This window comes from Pseudomonas sp. WHRI 8519, from assembly GCF_040224055.2.
Classification (GTDB): Bacteria; Pseudomonadota; Gammaproteobacteria; order Pseudomonadales; family Pseudomonadaceae; genus Aquipseudomonas; species Aquipseudomonas putida_X.
The window spans coordinates 487,369-503,381 of sequence record NZ_CP167996.1; the positions used below are offsets into that span (position 1 = coordinate 487,369).

12 protein-coding genes and 2 pseudogenes are annotated in these 16,013 nt (G+C 62.6%); 6 read left to right on the forward strand and 8 right to left on the reverse strand.

Annotation, left to right across the window (positions count from 1 at the left end):
* Window positions 1-6 precede the first annotated feature (6 nt).
* The 3 genes from ABRP30_RS02255 (at window position 7) to ABRP30_RS02265 (ending at window position 6,206) form a co-directional block, all read left to right on the forward strand.
* Window positions 7-4,896, forward strand: coding sequence for an Hpt domain-containing protein (locus ABRP30_RS02255; protein ID WP_349975193.1), 4,890 nt, complete (start codon window positions 7-9; stop codon window positions 4,894-4,896).
* Window positions 4,889-5,350, forward strand: coding sequence for a chemotaxis protein CheW (locus ABRP30_RS02260; protein WP_267820504.1), 462 nt, complete (start codon window positions 4,889-4,891; stop codon window positions 5,348-5,350). Before ABRP30_RS02255 ends, ABRP30_RS02260 begins: the two co-directional genes overlap by 8 nt.
* A gap of 238 nt (window positions 5,351-5,588) precedes the next feature.
* Window positions 5,589-6,206, forward strand: a complete 618-nt coding sequence (locus ABRP30_RS02265) for a hemolysin III family protein (RefSeq protein WP_267820508.1) — start codon at window positions 5,589-5,591, stop codon at window positions 6,204-6,206.
* Here the strand turns inward: ABRP30_RS02265 and ABRP30_RS02270 are convergent.
* From ABRP30_RS02270 to ABRP30_RS02280, 3 genes are all read right to left on the reverse strand, one after another.
* Window positions 6,203-6,922 (reverse strand): 16S rRNA (uracil(1498)-N(3))-methyltransferase, encoded by a 720-nt coding sequence (locus ABRP30_RS02270; RefSeq protein WP_267820510.1) that lies wholly within the window; start codon window positions 6,920-6,922, stop codon window positions 6,203-6,205. The two genes, ABRP30_RS02265 and ABRP30_RS02270, sit on opposite strands and share 4 nt — an antisense overlap.
* Before the next feature lie 85 nt (window positions 6,923-7,007).
* Window positions 7,008-8,414: an adenosylmethionine--8-amino-7-oxononanoate transaminase gene (locus tag ABRP30_RS02275; protein ID WP_267820512.1), complete on the reverse strand. Its 1,407-nt coding sequence runs from the start codon at window positions 8,412-8,414 to the stop codon at window positions 7,008-7,010.
* Between the two features lie 78 nt (window positions 8,415-8,492).
* Window positions 8,493-8,984 (reverse strand): hypothetical protein, encoded by a 492-nt coding sequence (locus ABRP30_RS02280; RefSeq protein ID WP_267820514.1) that lies wholly within the window; start codon window positions 8,982-8,984, stop codon window positions 8,493-8,495.
* 206 nt (window positions 8,985-9,190) lie between these two features.
* Between ABRP30_RS02280 and ABRP30_RS02285 the strand changes: the two genes are divergently transcribed.
* The 3 genes from ABRP30_RS02285 to ABRP30_RS02295 all read left to right on the forward strand — a co-directional run bounded on the left by ABRP30_RS02285 (window position 9,191) and on the right by ABRP30_RS02295 (window position 12,213).
* Complete coding sequence (locus ABRP30_RS02285) at window positions 9,191-10,843, forward strand: flavin monoamine oxidase family protein (protein ID WP_267820516.1); 1,653 nt, start codon at window positions 9,191-9,193, stop codon at window positions 10,841-10,843.
* 208 nt (window positions 10,844-11,051) lie between these two features.
* Window positions 11,052-11,603 carry a cytochrome b gene (locus ABRP30_RS02290; protein ID WP_267820518.1) on the forward strand — a complete coding sequence of 184 codons (552 nt, stop codon included), beginning with the start codon at window positions 11,052-11,054 and terminating at the stop codon, window positions 11,601-11,603.
* Between the two features lie 31 nt (window positions 11,604-11,634).
* Window positions 11,635-12,213 (forward strand): YceI family protein, encoded by a 579-nt coding sequence (locus ABRP30_RS02295; protein WP_267820520.1) that lies wholly within the window; start codon window positions 11,635-11,637, stop codon window positions 12,211-12,213.
* Between the two features lie 48 nt (window positions 12,214-12,261).
* Here ABRP30_RS02295 and ABRP30_RS02300 read toward each other — a convergent pair.
* The 5 genes and pseudogenes from ABRP30_RS02300 to ABRP30_RS02320 form a co-directional block, all read right to left on the reverse strand.
* Window positions 12,262-12,550, reverse strand: a pseudogene (locus ABRP30_RS02300) (IS4 family transposase); the annotation flags it as partial.
* Window positions 12,551-12,623: 73 nt separating this feature from the next.
* Window positions 12,624-13,097: a type II toxin-antitoxin system HigA family antitoxin gene (locus tag ABRP30_RS02305; RefSeq protein WP_267820522.1), complete on the reverse strand. Its 474-nt coding sequence runs from the start codon at window positions 13,095-13,097 to the stop codon at window positions 12,624-12,626.
* 41 nt (window positions 13,098-13,138) lie between these two features.
* A complete protein-coding gene (locus ABRP30_RS02310) occupies window positions 13,139-13,492 on the reverse strand; it encodes a type II toxin-antitoxin system HigB family toxin (protein ID WP_267820524.1) in 354 nt (117 codons plus the stop codon).
* Window positions 13,493-13,691: 199 nt separating this feature from the next.
* A pseudogene (locus ABRP30_RS02315) lies at window positions 13,692-13,854 on the reverse strand (IS4 family transposase); the annotation flags it as partial.
* 122 nt (window positions 13,855-13,976) lie between these two features.
* Entirely contained in the window at window positions 13,977-15,857 is a 1,881-nt protein-coding gene (locus ABRP30_RS02320; RefSeq protein ID WP_349975194.1) for a DEAD/DEAH box helicase, read from the reverse strand.
* Window positions 15,858-16,013: the final 156 nt, after the last annotated feature.

Genomic DNA, 16,013 nt, shown 5'->3' on the forward strand with positions numbered 1-16,013 from the left:
GTCATGATGGCTGCAGCAACAAGCCCCGAGCGCCACGATACCGTCGCTCTGGCCTGGACCAAGGCGTCCATCCTCGATTGTCTGGGGCAGGCGCGCCAGGCCCTTGAGCGCTTTGCCGGGGATACCGGCGATCTGTCCATCCTGGCGTTCGTGGTGGATAACCTGCACCAGGTTCACGGCTGCCTGCGCATGCTCGAACTGCGCGGTGCCACGCGCCTGGCCGAAGAGCTGGAGCTGCTGGCTCGGGCCTTTGCCGAGGGCCAGGTGAGCCCCCGCGGCGACTGCCTGGGCCCGCTGTTCCGCGGCCTTGAGCAACTGCCCTCGTACCTGGAGCGGCTGCGCGGCGCGCGCCATGACCTGCCTCTGGTCATGCTGCCGCTGCTCAACCAGTTGCGGGCTTGCCGGGGTGTCGAACCGCTGGCCCAGGGCAGCCTGATCAGCGCAGCGGCGCAGCGCTTCGCCGGCTCGGACGACCTGGCCAACCTCGACCTGTCGCTGGGCAATTGGCGGGAGCAGGTTCAGGCAGGGCCTGGGCGTGACGCGCTGCGTTCGGTGATCAGCGCGTTGTGCGACGACCTGATGCGCATCAAGGAACGTCTGGACCAGTTCGTCCGCGGGGACCGTCAGCACAGCGAACAGCTGGACAGCCTGTTGGCGCCCTTGCGTCATGTGGCCGATACCCTGGCGGTGCTGGGCTTTCAGCAGCCTCGGCGGGTCATCATCGATCAGGTAATGGCCCTGCAGGCGTTGGCTCAAGGCCAACGCGCGGCGGATGACGCGGTACTCATGGATGTGGCGGGCGCCTTGTTGTATGTGGAGGCGAGCCTCAATGGCATGGTCGGCCCGCTGGAAGAGGGCGGGCAGGGCGGCTTGCCCGGTTCCGACCTGGCCGAGATTCGCCAGCTGGTGTTGAACGAATCGCTGAACGTGTTGCAGCAGGCCAAGGACCTGATCGGCGATTGTCTGGAATCCGGTTGGCCGCGCCAGCGCCTGCAACCATTGCCGGGGTTGCTGCAGCAGGTACGAGGGGCGTTGGCGATGCTGATGCTGCCGGACGCGGCGGAAGTCTTGGCTGGTTGCGCGGGTTATGTGCACGGTTGGTTGCAGCACCTGGATGTCGAGCCGCCGGCGGTTGAGCTTGACCACCTGGCCGATGCCCTCAGCGCCAGTGAGTGTTACCTGCAATGGCGGGTAGCCGACCCTCTGGCCGATGCCCAGCCTTTCCTCGCCAGGGCGCGCGCCAGCCTGGCGGCGCTCGGTGTGCAGTGCACGCTCGGCGAAGGCGCCATGGCCCAGGACGGCAGTACCGACGGGGTGGATGACGAGTTGCGCGAGGTCTTCCTGGAAGAGGCCGGCGAGCTGCTGCCGCAGATCGAGCGGCATTGGTTGCGCTGGCGCGCCGATAACAGCCTGCGGGATGCCTTGCTGGAGGTGCGCCGCGACTTGCATACGCTCAAAGGCAGTGGCCGCATGGTCCATGCTCAGGCGGTCGCCGAATTGGCCTGGGGCGGTGAGCACCTGCTCAACCGAGTACTCGAAGGGCGCACGACACTGGCCCCCGAGGGTGTGGTGGCGCTGCAGCAGGTCGTGGTTCATTTGCCCGACCTGCTGGCCGACTTTGCTGCCGGTCAGATGCCACAGGTGACCGAGATCGAGCAGTTGGCGAGCCACCTGCATGCGCTGGCGGAGAGGGATTCGCCCGCGGGTGCCGAAATCGATGGCCTCGATCCGCTGCTGCTGGACATCTTCCGCAATGAAGCCCAGGGCCATCTGGCCAGCCTGGAGGCATTTCTGCAGGGCACAGACGGTCAGGGCACCGAGGTCAGCGACACCTTGCAACGCGCCTTGCACACCTTGAAGGGCAGCGCCGCGATGGCCGGCGTATTGCCAATCGCCGAGCTTGCCACTGCGCTCGACCGGCTGGTGCGCGAGTACCGGGGGCACCACTTGCCTTTGCAAGCGGCAGAACGCCAATGGCTTGAAGAGGCATGCGGCTTGTTCCAGCTGGGCCTGGCGCAATTGACCAGCACTCCGCTGGCACCCATTTGCGGCGCGGCGCAACTGATCGAACAGGTCGGTGAAGCTGTGGACCTGCGCTTGGCCAGCTTGCATGAAGAGCCGCCGCATGGACGCCGGGGCAAGCGTGACCCGCAGTTGATCGCCAGCTTCCTCGCCCAGTCGATGGACATCCTGCTGGATGCCGAGGCTCTGTTGTCGCGCTGGCAGGAGCAGCCCGGCCAACGCCAGTCGCTGGACAGCTTGCTCGACGGGCTGACCACCCTCTGCCACGGTGCACACCTGGCCGATCTGTGGCAGATGGACGATGTCTGTGAAGCGCTGCTGGACCTGTACGGCGCGGTGGAAGAGGGGAGCCTGGCCGCCGATGGGCGCTTTTTTGTCCTGGCACGGCAGGCGCACGAGGCGCTGCTCGACATGCTCGACGAAGTCGCTGCCGGTCAGGAGCCGACCGCCCGCCCAGCCTGCGTCGAGGGCTTGCGGAGCTTGCTGGACGACGCCCTGGCGCCCGATGCCACTGGCCTGGTGGCACCAGGCTCGGTCACACGCCTCGATGGCCCTCCGGCGCCGGCTGAGGAGGCGGAAAACCCGGGCGACAAGGAGCTGCTTGAAGTCTTCCTCGAAGAAAGCTCCGACATTGTTGAAAGCGCCGCCGCCGCGCTTGCGCGTTGGCAGGCCGACCCGCGCAACAGCGCCGAGGTGGACAACCTGCTGCGTGATTTGCACACGCTCAAGGGCGGGGCGCGCATGGTGGAAATCGCCGCTATCGGTGACCTGGCCCACGAACTGGAATTCCTGTACGAACTGCTGGCTGCCGGGCGCCTGCCACCGGGTGCACCGTTGTTCGCCCTGTTGCAGAACTGCCATGACCGCCTGGCGCACATGCTCGACGCGGTGCGCCTGGGGCAGCCGCTGCATGCGGCGACTGCGTTGATCGACTACATCCGCAACTTCAGCAGCGCCGCCCTGACCGACAGCGTTGCCGGGCAGGCCCCGGCCGGGGCAGCACCTGCCGACGCACCTGCCGCTTCGCCCGAGCGGCCCCCCGGTGACCTGGTCAAGGTGGATGCCGAACTGCTCGATGACCTGGGCAATCTGGCAGGTGAGCACTCGGTGATCCGTGGGCGTATCGAGCAACAGGTCAATGACGCCCAATTCGCCTTGAGCGAGATGGAAACCACGCTGGAGCGCATGCGCGACCAGTTGCTGCGCCTGGACATGGAAACCCAAGGTCGGATCAGCAGCCGTCAGCCGTTCGAAGGTGACGCCTACGAGGATTTCGACCCGCTGGAAATGGACCGCCATTCCCAACTGCAACAATTATCACGGGCATTGTTCGAATCGGCCTCTGACCTGCTTGACCTGAAAGAGACGCTGGCCCAGCGCGCGCAGGAGGCGCAGGCCCTGTTGCAGCAGCAGGCGAGGGTGAACAGCCAGTTGCAGGAAGGCCTCACCGCCACGTTGATGGTGCCGTTCGAACGCCTGGTGCCGCGCTTGCAACGGGTGGTACGCCAAGTGGCCAGCGAGTTGGGCAAGCAGGTGGAACTGGTGGTCGGCAACGCCGAAGGCGAGCTTGATCGCAGCGTTCTGGAACGTATGGTCGCGCCCTTGGAGCACATGCTGCGCAATGCTGTGGATCATGGCCTCGAGACCCGGGAAGCGCGCCTGGCTGCCGGTAAACCTGAGCAGGGCACCATCCATCTCAATTTGCTCCATGAGGGGGCCGATATTGTCATCGAGATGACCGACGACGGTGCCGGCGTGCCGCTGGAGGCGGTGCGGCGCAAGGCGATCAAGCGTGGCCTGCTGGACCCCCAGGCCCACCTGAATGACCACGAAATCCTGCAGTTCATCTTGCGCCCGGGGTTTTCCACCGCAGAGAAGATCACCCAGATCTCCGGGCGTGGCCTGGGCATGGACGTGGTGCACGAAGAGGTCAAGCAACTGGGCGGCTCGATGAGTATCGAGTCGGCGCAGGGCAAGGGCGCACGCTTTCTGATTCGCCTGCCGTTCACGGTGTCGATCAACCGTGCCGTGATGGTTCACCTGGGTGAGGAGCAGTACGCCATCCCGCTCAATACCATCGAAGGCATCGTGCGCGTGCCGCCGGCCGAGCTGGCTATCTGTTACCAGCGGGATGTGCCGCGCTACGCCTATGCTGGCCATGAATACGATTTGCGTTACCTGGGCGAGCTGCTGCAAGGCCTGCCGCGGCCGAGCCTTCTGGGCCAGAGCGTGCCATTGCCGGTGTTGCTGGTGCACTCCCAGCAACAGTCGTTCGCGATCCAGGTCGATAGCCTGTCGCCGAGCCGCGAGATCGTGGTGAAGAGCTTGGGCCCGCAGTTCGCTGCCGTGCCAGGGTTGTCCGGCGCGACCTTGCTCGGTGATGGTCGGGTGGTGCTGATTCTTGATCTGCTTGGCCAGTTGCGCGGCCAGCAGCGCCGCCTGGCGCGGCTGCCGGGTGGTAGCGGGGTGCAGCGCACGCTGTTCGGCCCGGCGCCGCGGCGGGCATTGCTGGTGATGGTGGTGGACGATTCGGTGACCGTGCGCAAGGTGACCAGCCGCCTGCTGGAGCGCCATGGCATGAGCGTGCTGACGGCCAAGGACGGTGTGGATGCCATGGCACTGCTGGAAGAGCACCGCCCGGATGTGTTGCTGCTGGACATCGAGATGCCGCGCATGGATGGCTTTGAAGTGGCCACCCGCATTCGTCGCGATGAGCGCCTCAAGGACCTGCCGATCATCATGATCACCTCACGCACCGGGCAGAAGCACCGGGACCGGGCCATGGCCATCGGTGTCAACGACTACCTGGGCAAGCCGTATCAGGAGTCGGTGCTGCTGCAGAGTATCGCCCATTGGAGCCAAACCCATGCTTGAGTTGATCGCAGGCCAGCGCAGCAGCCTGACCGGCCTGTTGTTGCCGTTGGGCGACCGAACCCTGGTGTTGCCCAATGTGGCTGTGGCCGAGCTTATCGGCCAGCGCAACCTGGTGTGCCAGCGTGCCCAACCGTCCTGGCACCTGGGGTGGATCGACTGGCGCCAGCAGCACCTGCCGCTGATCGGCTTCGAGGCAGCGTGCGGTGGTGAAACCCCGTGTGGCGAGCGGGCGCGTATCGTGGTGCTGAACGCTTTGGGCGACACCGGCCTGCGATATCTGGCGGTGTTGCTGCAGGACATCCCACGCTCGTGCAAGCTCGACAGCCAGCTGAATTATGTGGATGTGGCGTTGGCCAGCCTGGAGTTGGCGGCGGTGCAGGTGGGCGAGCAGGTGGCACGGGTGCCCGACCTGGTTGGGCTGGAAAGGCTCGTGCGTGACGCGCATCTGTCATGACGGCAGCTTCAAGCTGCAAGCTGCAAGCTTCAAGCTGATCGCGTTGAGTGGGAGAGTATCGCTCTTGCTCTTGCTCTTGCTCTTGCTCTTGCTCTTGCTCTTGCTCTTGCTCTTGCTCTTGCTCTTGCTCTTGCTCTTGCTCTTGCTCTTGCTCTTGCTCTTGCTTGTAGCTTGTAGCTTGTAGCTTGTAGCTTGCCGCTCGACGCAACTTGCAGACGTTTGGGAGGTCTGTTTTTGCATGTATTACGGTGAACGCTTCAACGCTTGGACCCATTTGGTCGGTGCCTTCCTGGCTTGTATTGGGGCTATTTGGCTGATCGTCAGTGCAGGGCTGCAGGGCGATCCCTGGAAGATCGTCAGCTTCTCGATCTACGGCGGCACACTGCTGCTGCTCTACAGCATCTCCACCCTCTACCACAGCACCCGCGGGCGGGCCAAGGTGATCATGCGCAAGCTCGATCACCTGTCCATCTACCTGCTCATCGCCGGCAGCTACACACCGTTCTGCCTGGTGAGCCTGCGCGGGCCCTGGGGCTGGAGCCTGTTCGGGGTGGTCTGGGGGCTGGCGGTGATCGGCATGCTGCAGGAAATCAAGCCACGCTCAGAGGCTCGGGTCCTGTCCATCATCATCTATGCAGTGATGGGCTGGATCGTGCTGGTGGCGGTCAACCCGCTGCTGCAAAGCCTGGGCACCGCCGGCTTTGCCTGGCTGGCGGCGGGCGGTGTGTTTTATACCGTGGGCATCATCTTCTTCGCCTTCGACAGCCGATTCCGACACTGGCATGGCATCTGGCACCTGTTCGTGATCGCTGGCAGCCTGATGCACTTCGTGGCAGTGTCCTTCTACGTGCGTTAGAAGTCGCCCCACAGCTGTTGCGCCACCGACAGGGCCACCACCGGTGCTGTTTCGGTGCGCAGCACCCGGGGGCCGAGGCGGGCAGCGTGGAAGCCCGCGCCCTTTGCCTGGTCGACTTCCGCTTCGCTCAAACCACCCTCGGGGCCGATCAGAAACGCCAGGCGTGCCGGTTTGTCATGACTGGTCAACGGCTCAGCGACAGGGTGCAAGACCAGTTTCAGGTCAGCATCGCTGCCCTTGATCCAGTCTGCCAAGGTCACGGGCGCATGGATGATCGGCAAGGTCGAGCGGCCGCATTGTTCGCAGGCGCTGATCGCGACCTGGCGCCAGTGGGCGAGGCGCTTGTCGGCGCGCTCGTCTTTGAGGCGCACTTCACAGCGTTCGCTGATGATCGGGGTGATTTCATTGGCGCCCAGTTCAGTGGCCTTCTGGATCGCCCAGTCCATGCGCTCGCCGCGGGAAAGCCCCTGGCCCAGGTGAATGTGCAAGGGCGACTCGGCCTGGCCGGCGACGGCCTGGTCGAGGCTCACGCGCACGCTCTTCTTGCCCACTTCGAGCAATTGGCCCAGGTATTCCTGGCCGCTGCCATCGAACAATTGCACGGCGTCGCCGGGGGCCATACGCAGTACGCGGCCGATATAGTGGGCCTGGGCTTCGGGCAGGTCATGCTCGCCGAGGCTCAGGGGGGCGTCGATGAAGAAACGGGACAGTCTCATGGTTTTGCTCAGGAAGAAGGTTGGACATCGACCTTGCAGGCGCGGCACAAGGCCCCACCTGCATGGCAGTGCGATTGCTGGTCGGTTAGCCCGGATCGCGGAAATCGGGGTGGAAGTTCGCTGGCACCGCCACGCTGACGCTTTCTCGCGTGGCGATATCGATGCCTTCACTGGCCACCTCGGCAAGGAAGTCGATCTGCTCGGGCGTGATCACGTACGGCGGCAGGAAGTACACCACGCTGCCCAGTGGGCGCAGCAGGGCGCCGCGGGACAGGGCATGCTCGAACACTTTCAGGCCACGGCGCTCCTGCCACGGGTAGGCGACCTTGCCCGCCTTCTCCTGGACCATTTCGATCGCCAGGGCCATGCCGGTCTGGCGGATTTCGGCAACATGGGCATGATCGGCCAGGTGCGCAGTGGCACTGGCCATGCGTGAGGCCAACGCCTTGTTGGCCTCGATGACGTTGTCCTGTTCGAAAATGTCCAGGGTCGCCAGGGCCGCGGCGCAGGCCAGCGGGTTGCCGGTGTAGCTGTGCGAATGCAGGAATGCGCGCAGGGTCGGGTAGTCGTCGTAGAACGCCTGGTACACCGTGTCGGTGGTCAGGCACGCGGCCAGCGGCAGGTAGCCACCGGTCAGCGCCTTGGACAGGCACAGGAAATCCGGGCGGATGCCAGCCTGCTCACAAGCGAACATCGTGCCGGTGCGCCCAAAGCCCACGGCAATCTCGTCGTGGATCAAGTGCACGCCATAGCGGTCGCACGCCTCGCGCAGCAGCTTGAGATAGACCGGGTGGTACATGCGCATGCCGCCTGCACCCTGGATCAACGGCTCGATGATGACCGCCGAGATCGTTTCGTGGTGTTCGGCCAGCGTCTGTTCCATGGCGCTGAACATGTTGCGCGAGTGCTCTTCCCATCCCATGCCCTCGGGGCGCAGGTAGCAATCCGGGCTGGGTACCTTGATGGTGTCGAGCAGCAGCGCTTTGTAGGTTTCGGTGAACAGCGGCACATCGCCCACCGACATCGCAGCGATGGTCTCGCCGTGGTAGCTGTTGGTCAGGGTGACGAAGCGCTTTTTCGCCGGTTTGCCGATGTTCTGCCAGTAATGGAAGCTCATTTTCAGCGCCACTTCGATGCACGACGAGCCATTGTCGGCATAGAACACCCGGTCCAGGCCGGCAGGCGTCATCGCCACCAGACGCTCGGACAGCTCGATCACCGGCTGGTGGCTGAAACCTGCCAGGATCACATGCTCGAGTTGATCGACCTGGTCCTTGATGCGCTGATTGATGCGCGGGTTGGCGTGGCCAAACACATTCACCCACCAACTGCTGACCGCATCCAGGTAGCGTTTGCCTTCGAAGTCCTCGAGCCACACGCCTTCCCCGCGCTTGATCGGGATCAGCGGCAACTGCTCGTGGTCTTTCATCTGGGTGCAGGGGTGCCACAAGACCTTCAGGTCACGCTGCATCCATTGATCGTTGAGGCCCATTGGCACTTCTCCTGGCGTTACGGCATGTTTGACCGCGTAAGCCTAAGCAATGCCAGGAGGCAGGACAACCGCTGCGGGTCAATGGCGACTGGTGTGGGTCCATTCGAACTTGCGGATATGCACGGTGCCGGCTCTGGAGGTGGAGATGGTCAGGCAGCGAAAGGGCCCGGGGAGGTGCTGATAGCAAGGTTGAGTGGAGAAATGCCCAGGCATGAACTCGGTATAGCCGCTGCCTGAAAGCGTCAGCCAGTAGAAGTTGTGCGGGGGCGGGGCAAACACGCCCCAATCCAAGCTCTCTGTATCCAGGAGCATCGTTACATCTTCGAAGTGCTGGTCGCTGACGACGTAGCATTCCAGGCGAAGGCTCTCGACCTCCTGGCTGAAGCTGATTTCCACCTCACACTGCTCGCCTATCACCAGTTCGGTGCCGTCCTCACCTTTGCACGCTTCGTGAACACCGGCCCAGGAAGTGCCATTGCTGCGGATACGCAAGCCCGATGGCGTCTGTAAGGTTTGTTTGTGCCACAGGAGCTGCCTTTTGACCTGGGCAAAGTGCTCCTCGTAGATCATGCGCAGTTCCTTTTGTCGGTTTTCCGGCTACCCAGACCAGCGTTGCGTAACGGCAGCAGGCCTGTCTACTGACAAAAATGCCAGTTGCCAAAGGCACTTGATGGCGCTGTGGTGGCAGGGTCGCCATACCTGACGTATTCTTAACGCATCATCTCGGGGCATTTGCCTCTTCCCATTTCTGTAACGTCAACTCGGAGTTCGCCATCATGGCTGCTGCTTGGGTGCGCCTGTGCGCGTTGGTATTGATCGGTGTGTCCAGCGGCGCCGCGCTGGCCAAGGACAAGACACCTTCGGCAATCGTGGTGGGTGGCGGCCTGGCAGGCCTGACTGCGGCCTACGAGCTGCAGGACAAGGGTTGGCAGGTGACCTTGCTGGAAGCCAAGGCCGGCATGGGCGGCCGCTCTGGCCTGGCCACCAGTGAGTGGGTCGGCAACAGCAAGGCTCAGCCGGTGCTCAACCAGTACCTTGAGCGTTTCAAGCTCGAGACACTGCCCGCGCCCGAGTTCGTCCGTACTCCGGGGTATCTGATCGACGGGGAGTACTTCAGCGCCAGCGACCTGACTACCCGCCAGCCAGCTACCGCCGAAGCGCTCAAGCGCTACGAGAAGACCCTCGATGACCTGGCCCGTTCGATCGATGACCCGCTCAAACCGCAGGCCACCAGTACGCTGTTCGCCCTCGACCAGATGAACGTTTCCACCTGGCTCGACAAGCTGCAGTTGCCCAGCACTGCACGGCAGCTGATCAACCAGCAGATCCGTACCCGCTATGACGAACCATCGCGTCTCTCACTGCTGTACTTCGCCCAGCAGAGCCGTGTCTACCGCGGCGTCAGCGACCGTGACCTGCGTGCCGCACGCTTGCCTGGCGGCAGCCCGGTGCTGGCCCAGGCTTTCGTCAAGCAGCTGAAAACCATCAAGACCAGCTCGCCGGTCACCTCCATCGTTCAGGACAGCGGCGGGGTCACCGTCAAGGTCGGCAGCGCCAGCTATCAGGCCGATTATGTGGTCATGGCGGTGCCGCTGCGTGCCCTGGCCAAGATCCAGATCACTCCAGCTCTGGACACCCAGCACATCGCGGCGCTGAGGGGCACCAACTATGGTTGGCGCGATCAGTTGCTGCTCAAATTCAAGCAGCCAGTCTGGGAAAGCCGCGCTCGCATGTCTGGCGAAATCTTCAGCAACGCAGGCCTTGGCATGCTGTGGATCGAGCCAGCACTCAAAGGCGGCGCCAACGTGGTGATCAACCTGTCGGGTGACAACGCCCGTCTGCTGCAGGCGTTCGGCGACAAACAGATGGTCGACCAGGTATTGATCCGGCTGCATGCCTTCTATCCAAAGGCCCGTGGTGCGTTCACCGGTTATGAGGTCAAGCGCTACAGCGCCGATGCCGGCACCGGCGGTGCTTACCTGGCCTATGGCCCAGGGCAGATCAGCAAGTACTGGCGCCTGTGGGAGCGCCCGGTGCAACGCATTGCGTTTGCCGGTGAGCATACCGACGCGCTGTACCCAGGCACCCTTGAAGGTGCCCTGCGCAGTGGCCAGCGTGCCGCCAGCCAAGTGCAGGACCTGCTGGCCGGCAAGTCGTTCGACCCCGCCAAGGCTGCCCCTGTGGCGGCGACAGGGGCGGCAAGGAAGGACAACGGTGGGTTCTTCTCCAACCTGTTCGGTGGTTCATCCGACAAGGCGGACGACGCCGAGAAGGCACCCGCCAAAGCAGAACCGGTGAAGGCCGAGGAGGCGAAGGTGGACAAGCCTGGTTTCTTCTCGCGGTTGTTCGGCAGCGCCGACAAGCCTGAAGCCAAGGCTTCTCCAGCTACAGCTCCAGCTCCAGAACCGGCCCAGGCCAAGGCCGGCTGAGGGGTGATCGCCTGGCCCTGTCACCGCCAAGCGGATGTCAGGGCCAGGGCTGACAACTTGACATTACCCACTATCGTTAATGTTTCCTTAATAGCCGACTCGGACAATTACCATCGGATTTATCGATAATCCAAAGCAATTTTTTGTGCTTTTATTCGATACGTTACGCGTTAGTCTGTGCACAGCTTCCACGGGGAAACACGGCATCATGCAACTGCGCAATTCACCTTCTCGCTACGGCGTTGTCAGCATCCTCTTGCACTGGGGGGTTGCGCTGGCGGTCTTTGGCCTGTTCGGTCTTGGTCTGTGGATGGTCGGTCTCGATTATTACAGCCCTTGGCGCAAGGCTGGCCCGGACTTGCACAAGAGCATCGGCCTGGTGCTCATGGCCGTCATGCTCGTGCGTGTGCTGTGGCGCTTCATCAGCCCACCGCCGCCGGCGCCTGCCAGCCACGGTGCATTCACCCGGCTGGCTGCCAAGTTGGGGCATTTGGCGCTGTACGTGGGCCTGTTCGCGGTGATGATCGCCGGCTACCTGATCTCGACCGCCGATGGTGTCGGTATTCCAGTGTTTGGCTTGTTTGAAGTACCTGCCCTTGTCAGTGACCTGCCTGACCAGGCAGACCTGGCTGGCGTGGTTCATCTGTGGCTGGCGTGGGGCCTGGTGATTTTCGCCGCGCTGCATGCCGTGGCTGCCCTGAAGCACCATTACATTGACCGTGACGCGACCCTGGTTCGCATGCTGGGCCGCAAAGCTTGACTCTCAACCTCAATTGCAAGGAACTTAAAGGATGTTGAAAAAGACTTTTGCCGCTTTGGCGCTCGGTACCGCTCTGCTCAGTGCTGGTCAGGCCATGGCCGCCGAGTACAAGATCGACAAGGAAGGCCAGCACGCGTTCGTCGACTGGAAAATCAGCCACCTGGGCTACAGCTTCATTCACGGTACCTTCAAGGACTTCGACGGTAACTTCACGTGGGATAGCGACAAGCCTGAAGCCAGCAAGATCAGCGTCGACCTGCAAACCGCCAGCCTGTGGTCGAATCACGCCGAGCGTGACAAGCATATCGCCAGCGCTGACTTCCTGGATGTGAAGAAGTATCCAGAAGCCAAATTCGTTTCCACCGCCGTCAAGTCCACCGGCGAAAAAACCGCAGACGTGACCGGTGACCTGACACTGCACGGTGTGACCAAGCCGGTGACCTTCAAGGCCACCTTCAACGGTGAAGGCAAGGACCCGTGGGGCGGTGAGCGTGCTGGCTTCAACGCCACCACCACGCTGAACCTGAACGACTTCGGCATCAAGGGCCCAGGCCCAACCTCGCAGACCCTCGACCTGGACATCAGCGTCGAAGGCGTGAAGCAGAAGTGATCATTGCCTGAGCAATGAAAAACGCCGCCCCATGGGGCGTAATGCTGTTCACTTAAGCGGAGCAGCCTTGCGCTCCACCGGATACCGGGTTTTGAAAAATCTTCACCGTCCCAGGCCTTCCGGGCCTTGGGCGGTGATCCAGAAACATCCCCGCAACACCTCCCCGTAACTCAGCCCACCTCCTGCCCGTGGCCGATGCTGGATTGGCCGCAGCCATGACAATCAACTGCACGGCGATGTACTGGAGGGCAGGTTTGAAGCGTAGGTCCGACGGTGTTCGACCAAAGGCGATTGCGGCCTGGCTGGCCTCCCGGCGGATGATGTTGTAAGCCAGCAGTGAACAGCATTACACCGAAAGGTGGGCCTTTTTGGTTTGGCTTTTACTGAGCGGCACCACCCTTTCTTCTCTGTCACACCACCCCATGCATGAAGAACTCGACCGGTACATTGAAAAACTCAGCAAAGCCCTTTATCTGCGCGACCGTCATCTTTCGCTTGTTGTTCAGAATCTCGGATACTGCGCTCTGGGTCGCTATCGCCGACAGGTCCTTCTGCTTCACGCCCCTGTCCGCTAGCAGAAAGGCCAACGCTTCGGCCTGGCTCGCGAACGGCACCAATACAGAGTCACTTTCATACGCGTAGACGCGGTCCGCTACCATCTCCGCAAAACGTGCCGCAGCGTGGCCTTCGCTGTCCGCATGGGAGTAGAGCTCGTCGATCAATGCCATGCGTGCCTCAAGCTCGGCATCGTCCTTGATGGGGTCATGGCAGGCGGCCAGAAGCTGGGCCATGGTTGCCATCTGAGTGTTCAGGCCATCGAGCATGGGTGAAATATTAGCGATGAAGGCATCTAGTCCATTGGCTTCGACTTTATCCCGCTTCATGTTGTCACCTGTCGAATTGAAATAGGGCGCGGCCCAGGTTGCTACCTGATATCGCTCCTGCACCATTTGTCGTACTCGGCGTGCGACAGAATGGCCTTGATGTAGAGAGTGCCCGTTCGCGCATTGAGCCAAGCGATCAGGCGGCATTCGTTTTTCTTGATATCGAACACGTAGATATCAAGCGGCCCTTTGCGGCTGGGGGGCCTGAGTCTTGAGTAGGGGATGCGATCAACATTCCAGCCAGACACAGTGGTCCACGTCTGCCTCAACTGTTCAAAAGATTCAAACCGCAACGTCGCCCTGTCAAAGGTCGTCAGCCACAGGCTAAGGGGCGCTTTCCACTGCCCGTGGGCTTCAATCGCCTTGGTAACCGCCGCTTTCGTTATGACCCGCATTGTGTTGTCCCGGCGCACCAACATTGGGTGGAAAATACCTCGGATCCATATATCTGTCAACCAGATATCCGGGTCGCGATGCACGGTGACCTGGCGATCGCCAATGGATTGATGCCCGTATTGGGGTGTAGTAGTGCTTGTCGAACAGGTTGTTGGTGTTGAGTCTGACGCTGCGATAGCCCCATGAAACACTCCGTGGCCCCCGCACCTCCCACTGCTCGCTTGGCAGGCGCCGCCGCCGGATGGTGGCTTGCGCCGAGAGCTTGAGCGCAATGGCAACCCATTCACAGGATATTCTGGGTGAAAGTGCTGAGGTCGGAGAAGTTGAAGAGATCGCCGAGGTCGAGCGACTGCTGCTCAATGGGCATAAAAAATCCGATACCAGGGGGCTGGTATCGGATTCTCTAGAAACCCCGGCTTGGACCCAAATGCTCAAGTGAACAGCATTAGCTCCATGGCGCGGCGTTGTTATTTGCCAGCAGCGTTAGCCGCCTTTGCGGGTCAACAACGCAGGCCGCTCACCACGTGGGCGGCTTGGCAGGTCGTCCAGTTGCTCAGGCGTTGGGAAACGGTCGAGCTTGGATTCTTTACGGATGATCACAGGCTGGTTCTGCGGCTCTCGCGAGCTACGTACGGCAGGTTCCTGACGGGATGCGTCGTCACGGCCGCTCGAACGGTTGCGGCCAGCACCTTTGCTGTCGCGGCGCGCCTCGCCACCCTTGTTATTGCGCGGCGGGCGTTTCTCACCACTGGCGCTGCGCGGCTGGCTGCCGTTACGCCCTTGGCCACCACCACTGTTGCTGCGCCCAGGGTTGGCCTGGGCCTGACCCGCTCCGGCACCAGCACCAGGGCGACGGTTGCGGCCCTGATTCTTGGCATTCTGGTAGGGGCTGACGTAGTCGGCACGGTTGCCGAAATTGTCGATTTCGTCGTCCAGGAATTCATCCGGAGCACGGTCGGCCGGTACTTTCGGCACACTGTTCTGGCTGGCCTGCTGTTGGCGCGGCTTCTTGTCGCGCGGCTTGCGCGGCTGTTGCTTGTCGGCGGACTTCTCCTTGTCGGCAGCCGGCTGCTTGGCCTTGCCTTTATCCTTGCCCTTGTCCTTGCGACCGCTGCTGCCGTCTTTGCTACCGTCACCACGGGCCTGCTGGTTACGGCCGCCGCGACCGTTATTCTGCGGCCGTTCACGCACCTCAGGTTTCTCGGCTTCTACCTGGCTTGAGTCAAAGCCCATCAGGTCGCCATCAGCGATTTTTTGCCGGGTGACCCGCTCAATGCTCTTGAGCAGCTTTTCTTCATCCGGCGCGACCAAGGAGATAGCCTCGCCCGAGCGGCCGGCACGGCCAGTGCGGCCGATACGGTGAACGTAGTCTTCCTCGACATTGGGCAGCTCGAAGTTGACCACATGTGGCAGCTGGTCGATGTCCAGGCCACGGGCGGCAATGTCGGTGGCGACCAGTACGCGTACGGTGTTGGCCTTGAAGTCGGCCAGGGCCTTGGTTCGAGCGTTCTGGCTCTTGTTGCCGTGGATGGCGGCGGCGCTCAGGCCGTGCTTTTCCAGGTATTCGGCCAGGCGGTTGGCGCCGTGCTTGGTACGGGTGAACACCAGCACCTGCTCCCAGGCGCCGAGCGTGATCAGGTGGGCCAGCAGCGCGCGCTTGTGGCTGGCGGGCAGGCGGTAGACCCGCTGTTCGATACGCTCGACGGTCGTGTTCGGCGGGGTGACCTCGATGCGCTCCGGGTTGTGCAGGAGCTTGTCGGCCAGGTCAGTGATGTCTTTGGAGAACGTCGCCGAGAACAGCAGGTTCTGCCGCTTGCTCGGCAGGCGGGCAAGGACCTTCTTGACGTCGTGGATGAAGCCCATGTCGAGCATGCGGTCGGCTTCGTCGAGGACCAGGATTTCCACGTGGGCCAGGTCGACGCGGCCTTGGCCTGCCAGGTCCAGCAGGCGGCCCGGGCAGGCCACCAGCACATCGACACCCTTGGCAATGGCCTGGATCTGAGGGTTCATGCCAACGCCGCCGAAAATGCAGGCACTGACCAGTGGCAGATCGCGAGCGTAAACCTTGAAGCTGTCGTGAACCTGAGCCGCCAGTTCGCGGGTCGGGGTCAGGACCAGCACGCGCGGTTGGCGCGGGCCATGGCGCTGTGATTTGTCCGGGTGACCTGCCGGGAACAGGCGCTCAAGGATCGGTAGGGCGAAACCGCCGGTTTTACCTGTACCTGTCTGTGCGGCGACCATCAGGTCGCGGCCTTGCAACACGGCGGGAATCGCCCGCTGTTGCACCGGAGTCGGCTGGGTATAGCCCGCAGCCTCGATAGCGCGGACGAGTGCCTCGGAGAGACCGAGGGAAGCAAAGGACATGGGCAATCCTGTTCTGTGGGGGCTGGGCCCGTAGGGATATTCTGCCTGGCGCGACGGGCATCGGTGGGATGCGATCGCGTCCGGTCCAGCTGGGCTTTCACTGCGCATCCGGAAAACGGCGTGAGGACGCAAGCTGCGTCGGTGCCGATCGGGATG

Excerpts from the sequence above, each read along its gene's own strand:
- ABRP30_RS02280 (WP_267820514.1), bottom strand. The coding sequence starts at position 8,984 with ATGATCTACGAGGAGCACTTTGCCCAGGTCAAAAGGCAGCTCCTGTGG.
- ABRP30_RS02310 (WP_267820524.1), bottom strand. The coding sequence starts at position 13,492 with ATGCGGGTCATAACGAAAGCGGCGGTTACCAAGGCGATTGAAGCCCAC.
- ABRP30_RS02275 (WP_267820512.1), bottom strand. The coding sequence starts at position 8,414 with ATGGGCCTCAACGATCAATGGATGCAGCGTGACCTGAAGGTCTTGTGG.
- ABRP30_RS02270 (WP_267820510.1), bottom strand. The coding sequence starts at position 6,922 with ATGAGACTGTCCCGTTTCTTCATCGACGCCCCCCTGAGCCTCGGCGAG.
- ABRP30_RS02290 (WP_267820518.1), top strand. The coding sequence starts at position 11,052 with ATGCAACTGCGCAATTCACCTTCTCGCTACGGCGTTGTCAGCATCCTC.
- ABRP30_RS02285 (WP_267820516.1), top strand. The coding sequence starts at position 9,191 with ATGGCTGCTGCTTGGGTGCGCCTGTGCGCGTTGGTATTGATCGGTGTG.
- ABRP30_RS02320 (WP_349975194.1), bottom strand. The coding sequence starts at position 15,857 with ATGTCCTTTGCTTCCCTCGGTCTCTCCGAGGCACTCGTCCGCGCTATC.
- ABRP30_RS02295 (WP_267820520.1), top strand. The coding sequence starts at position 11,635 with ATGTTGAAAAAGACTTTTGCCGCTTTGGCGCTCGGTACCGCTCTGCTC.
- ABRP30_RS02260 (WP_267820504.1), top strand. The coding sequence starts at position 4,889 with ATGCTTGAGTTGATCGCAGGCCAGCGCAGCAGCCTGACCGGCCTGTTG.
- ABRP30_RS02265 (WP_267820508.1), top strand. The coding sequence starts at position 5,589 with ATGTATTACGGTGAACGCTTCAACGCTTGGACCCATTTGGTCGGTGCC.
- ABRP30_RS02255 (WP_349975193.1), top strand. The coding sequence starts at position 7 with ATGGCTGCAGCAACAAGCCCCGAGCGCCACGATACCGTCGCTCTGGCC.
- ABRP30_RS02305 (WP_267820522.1), bottom strand. The coding sequence starts at position 13,097 with ATGAAGCGGGATAAAGTCGAAGCCAATGGACTAGATGCCTTCATCGCT.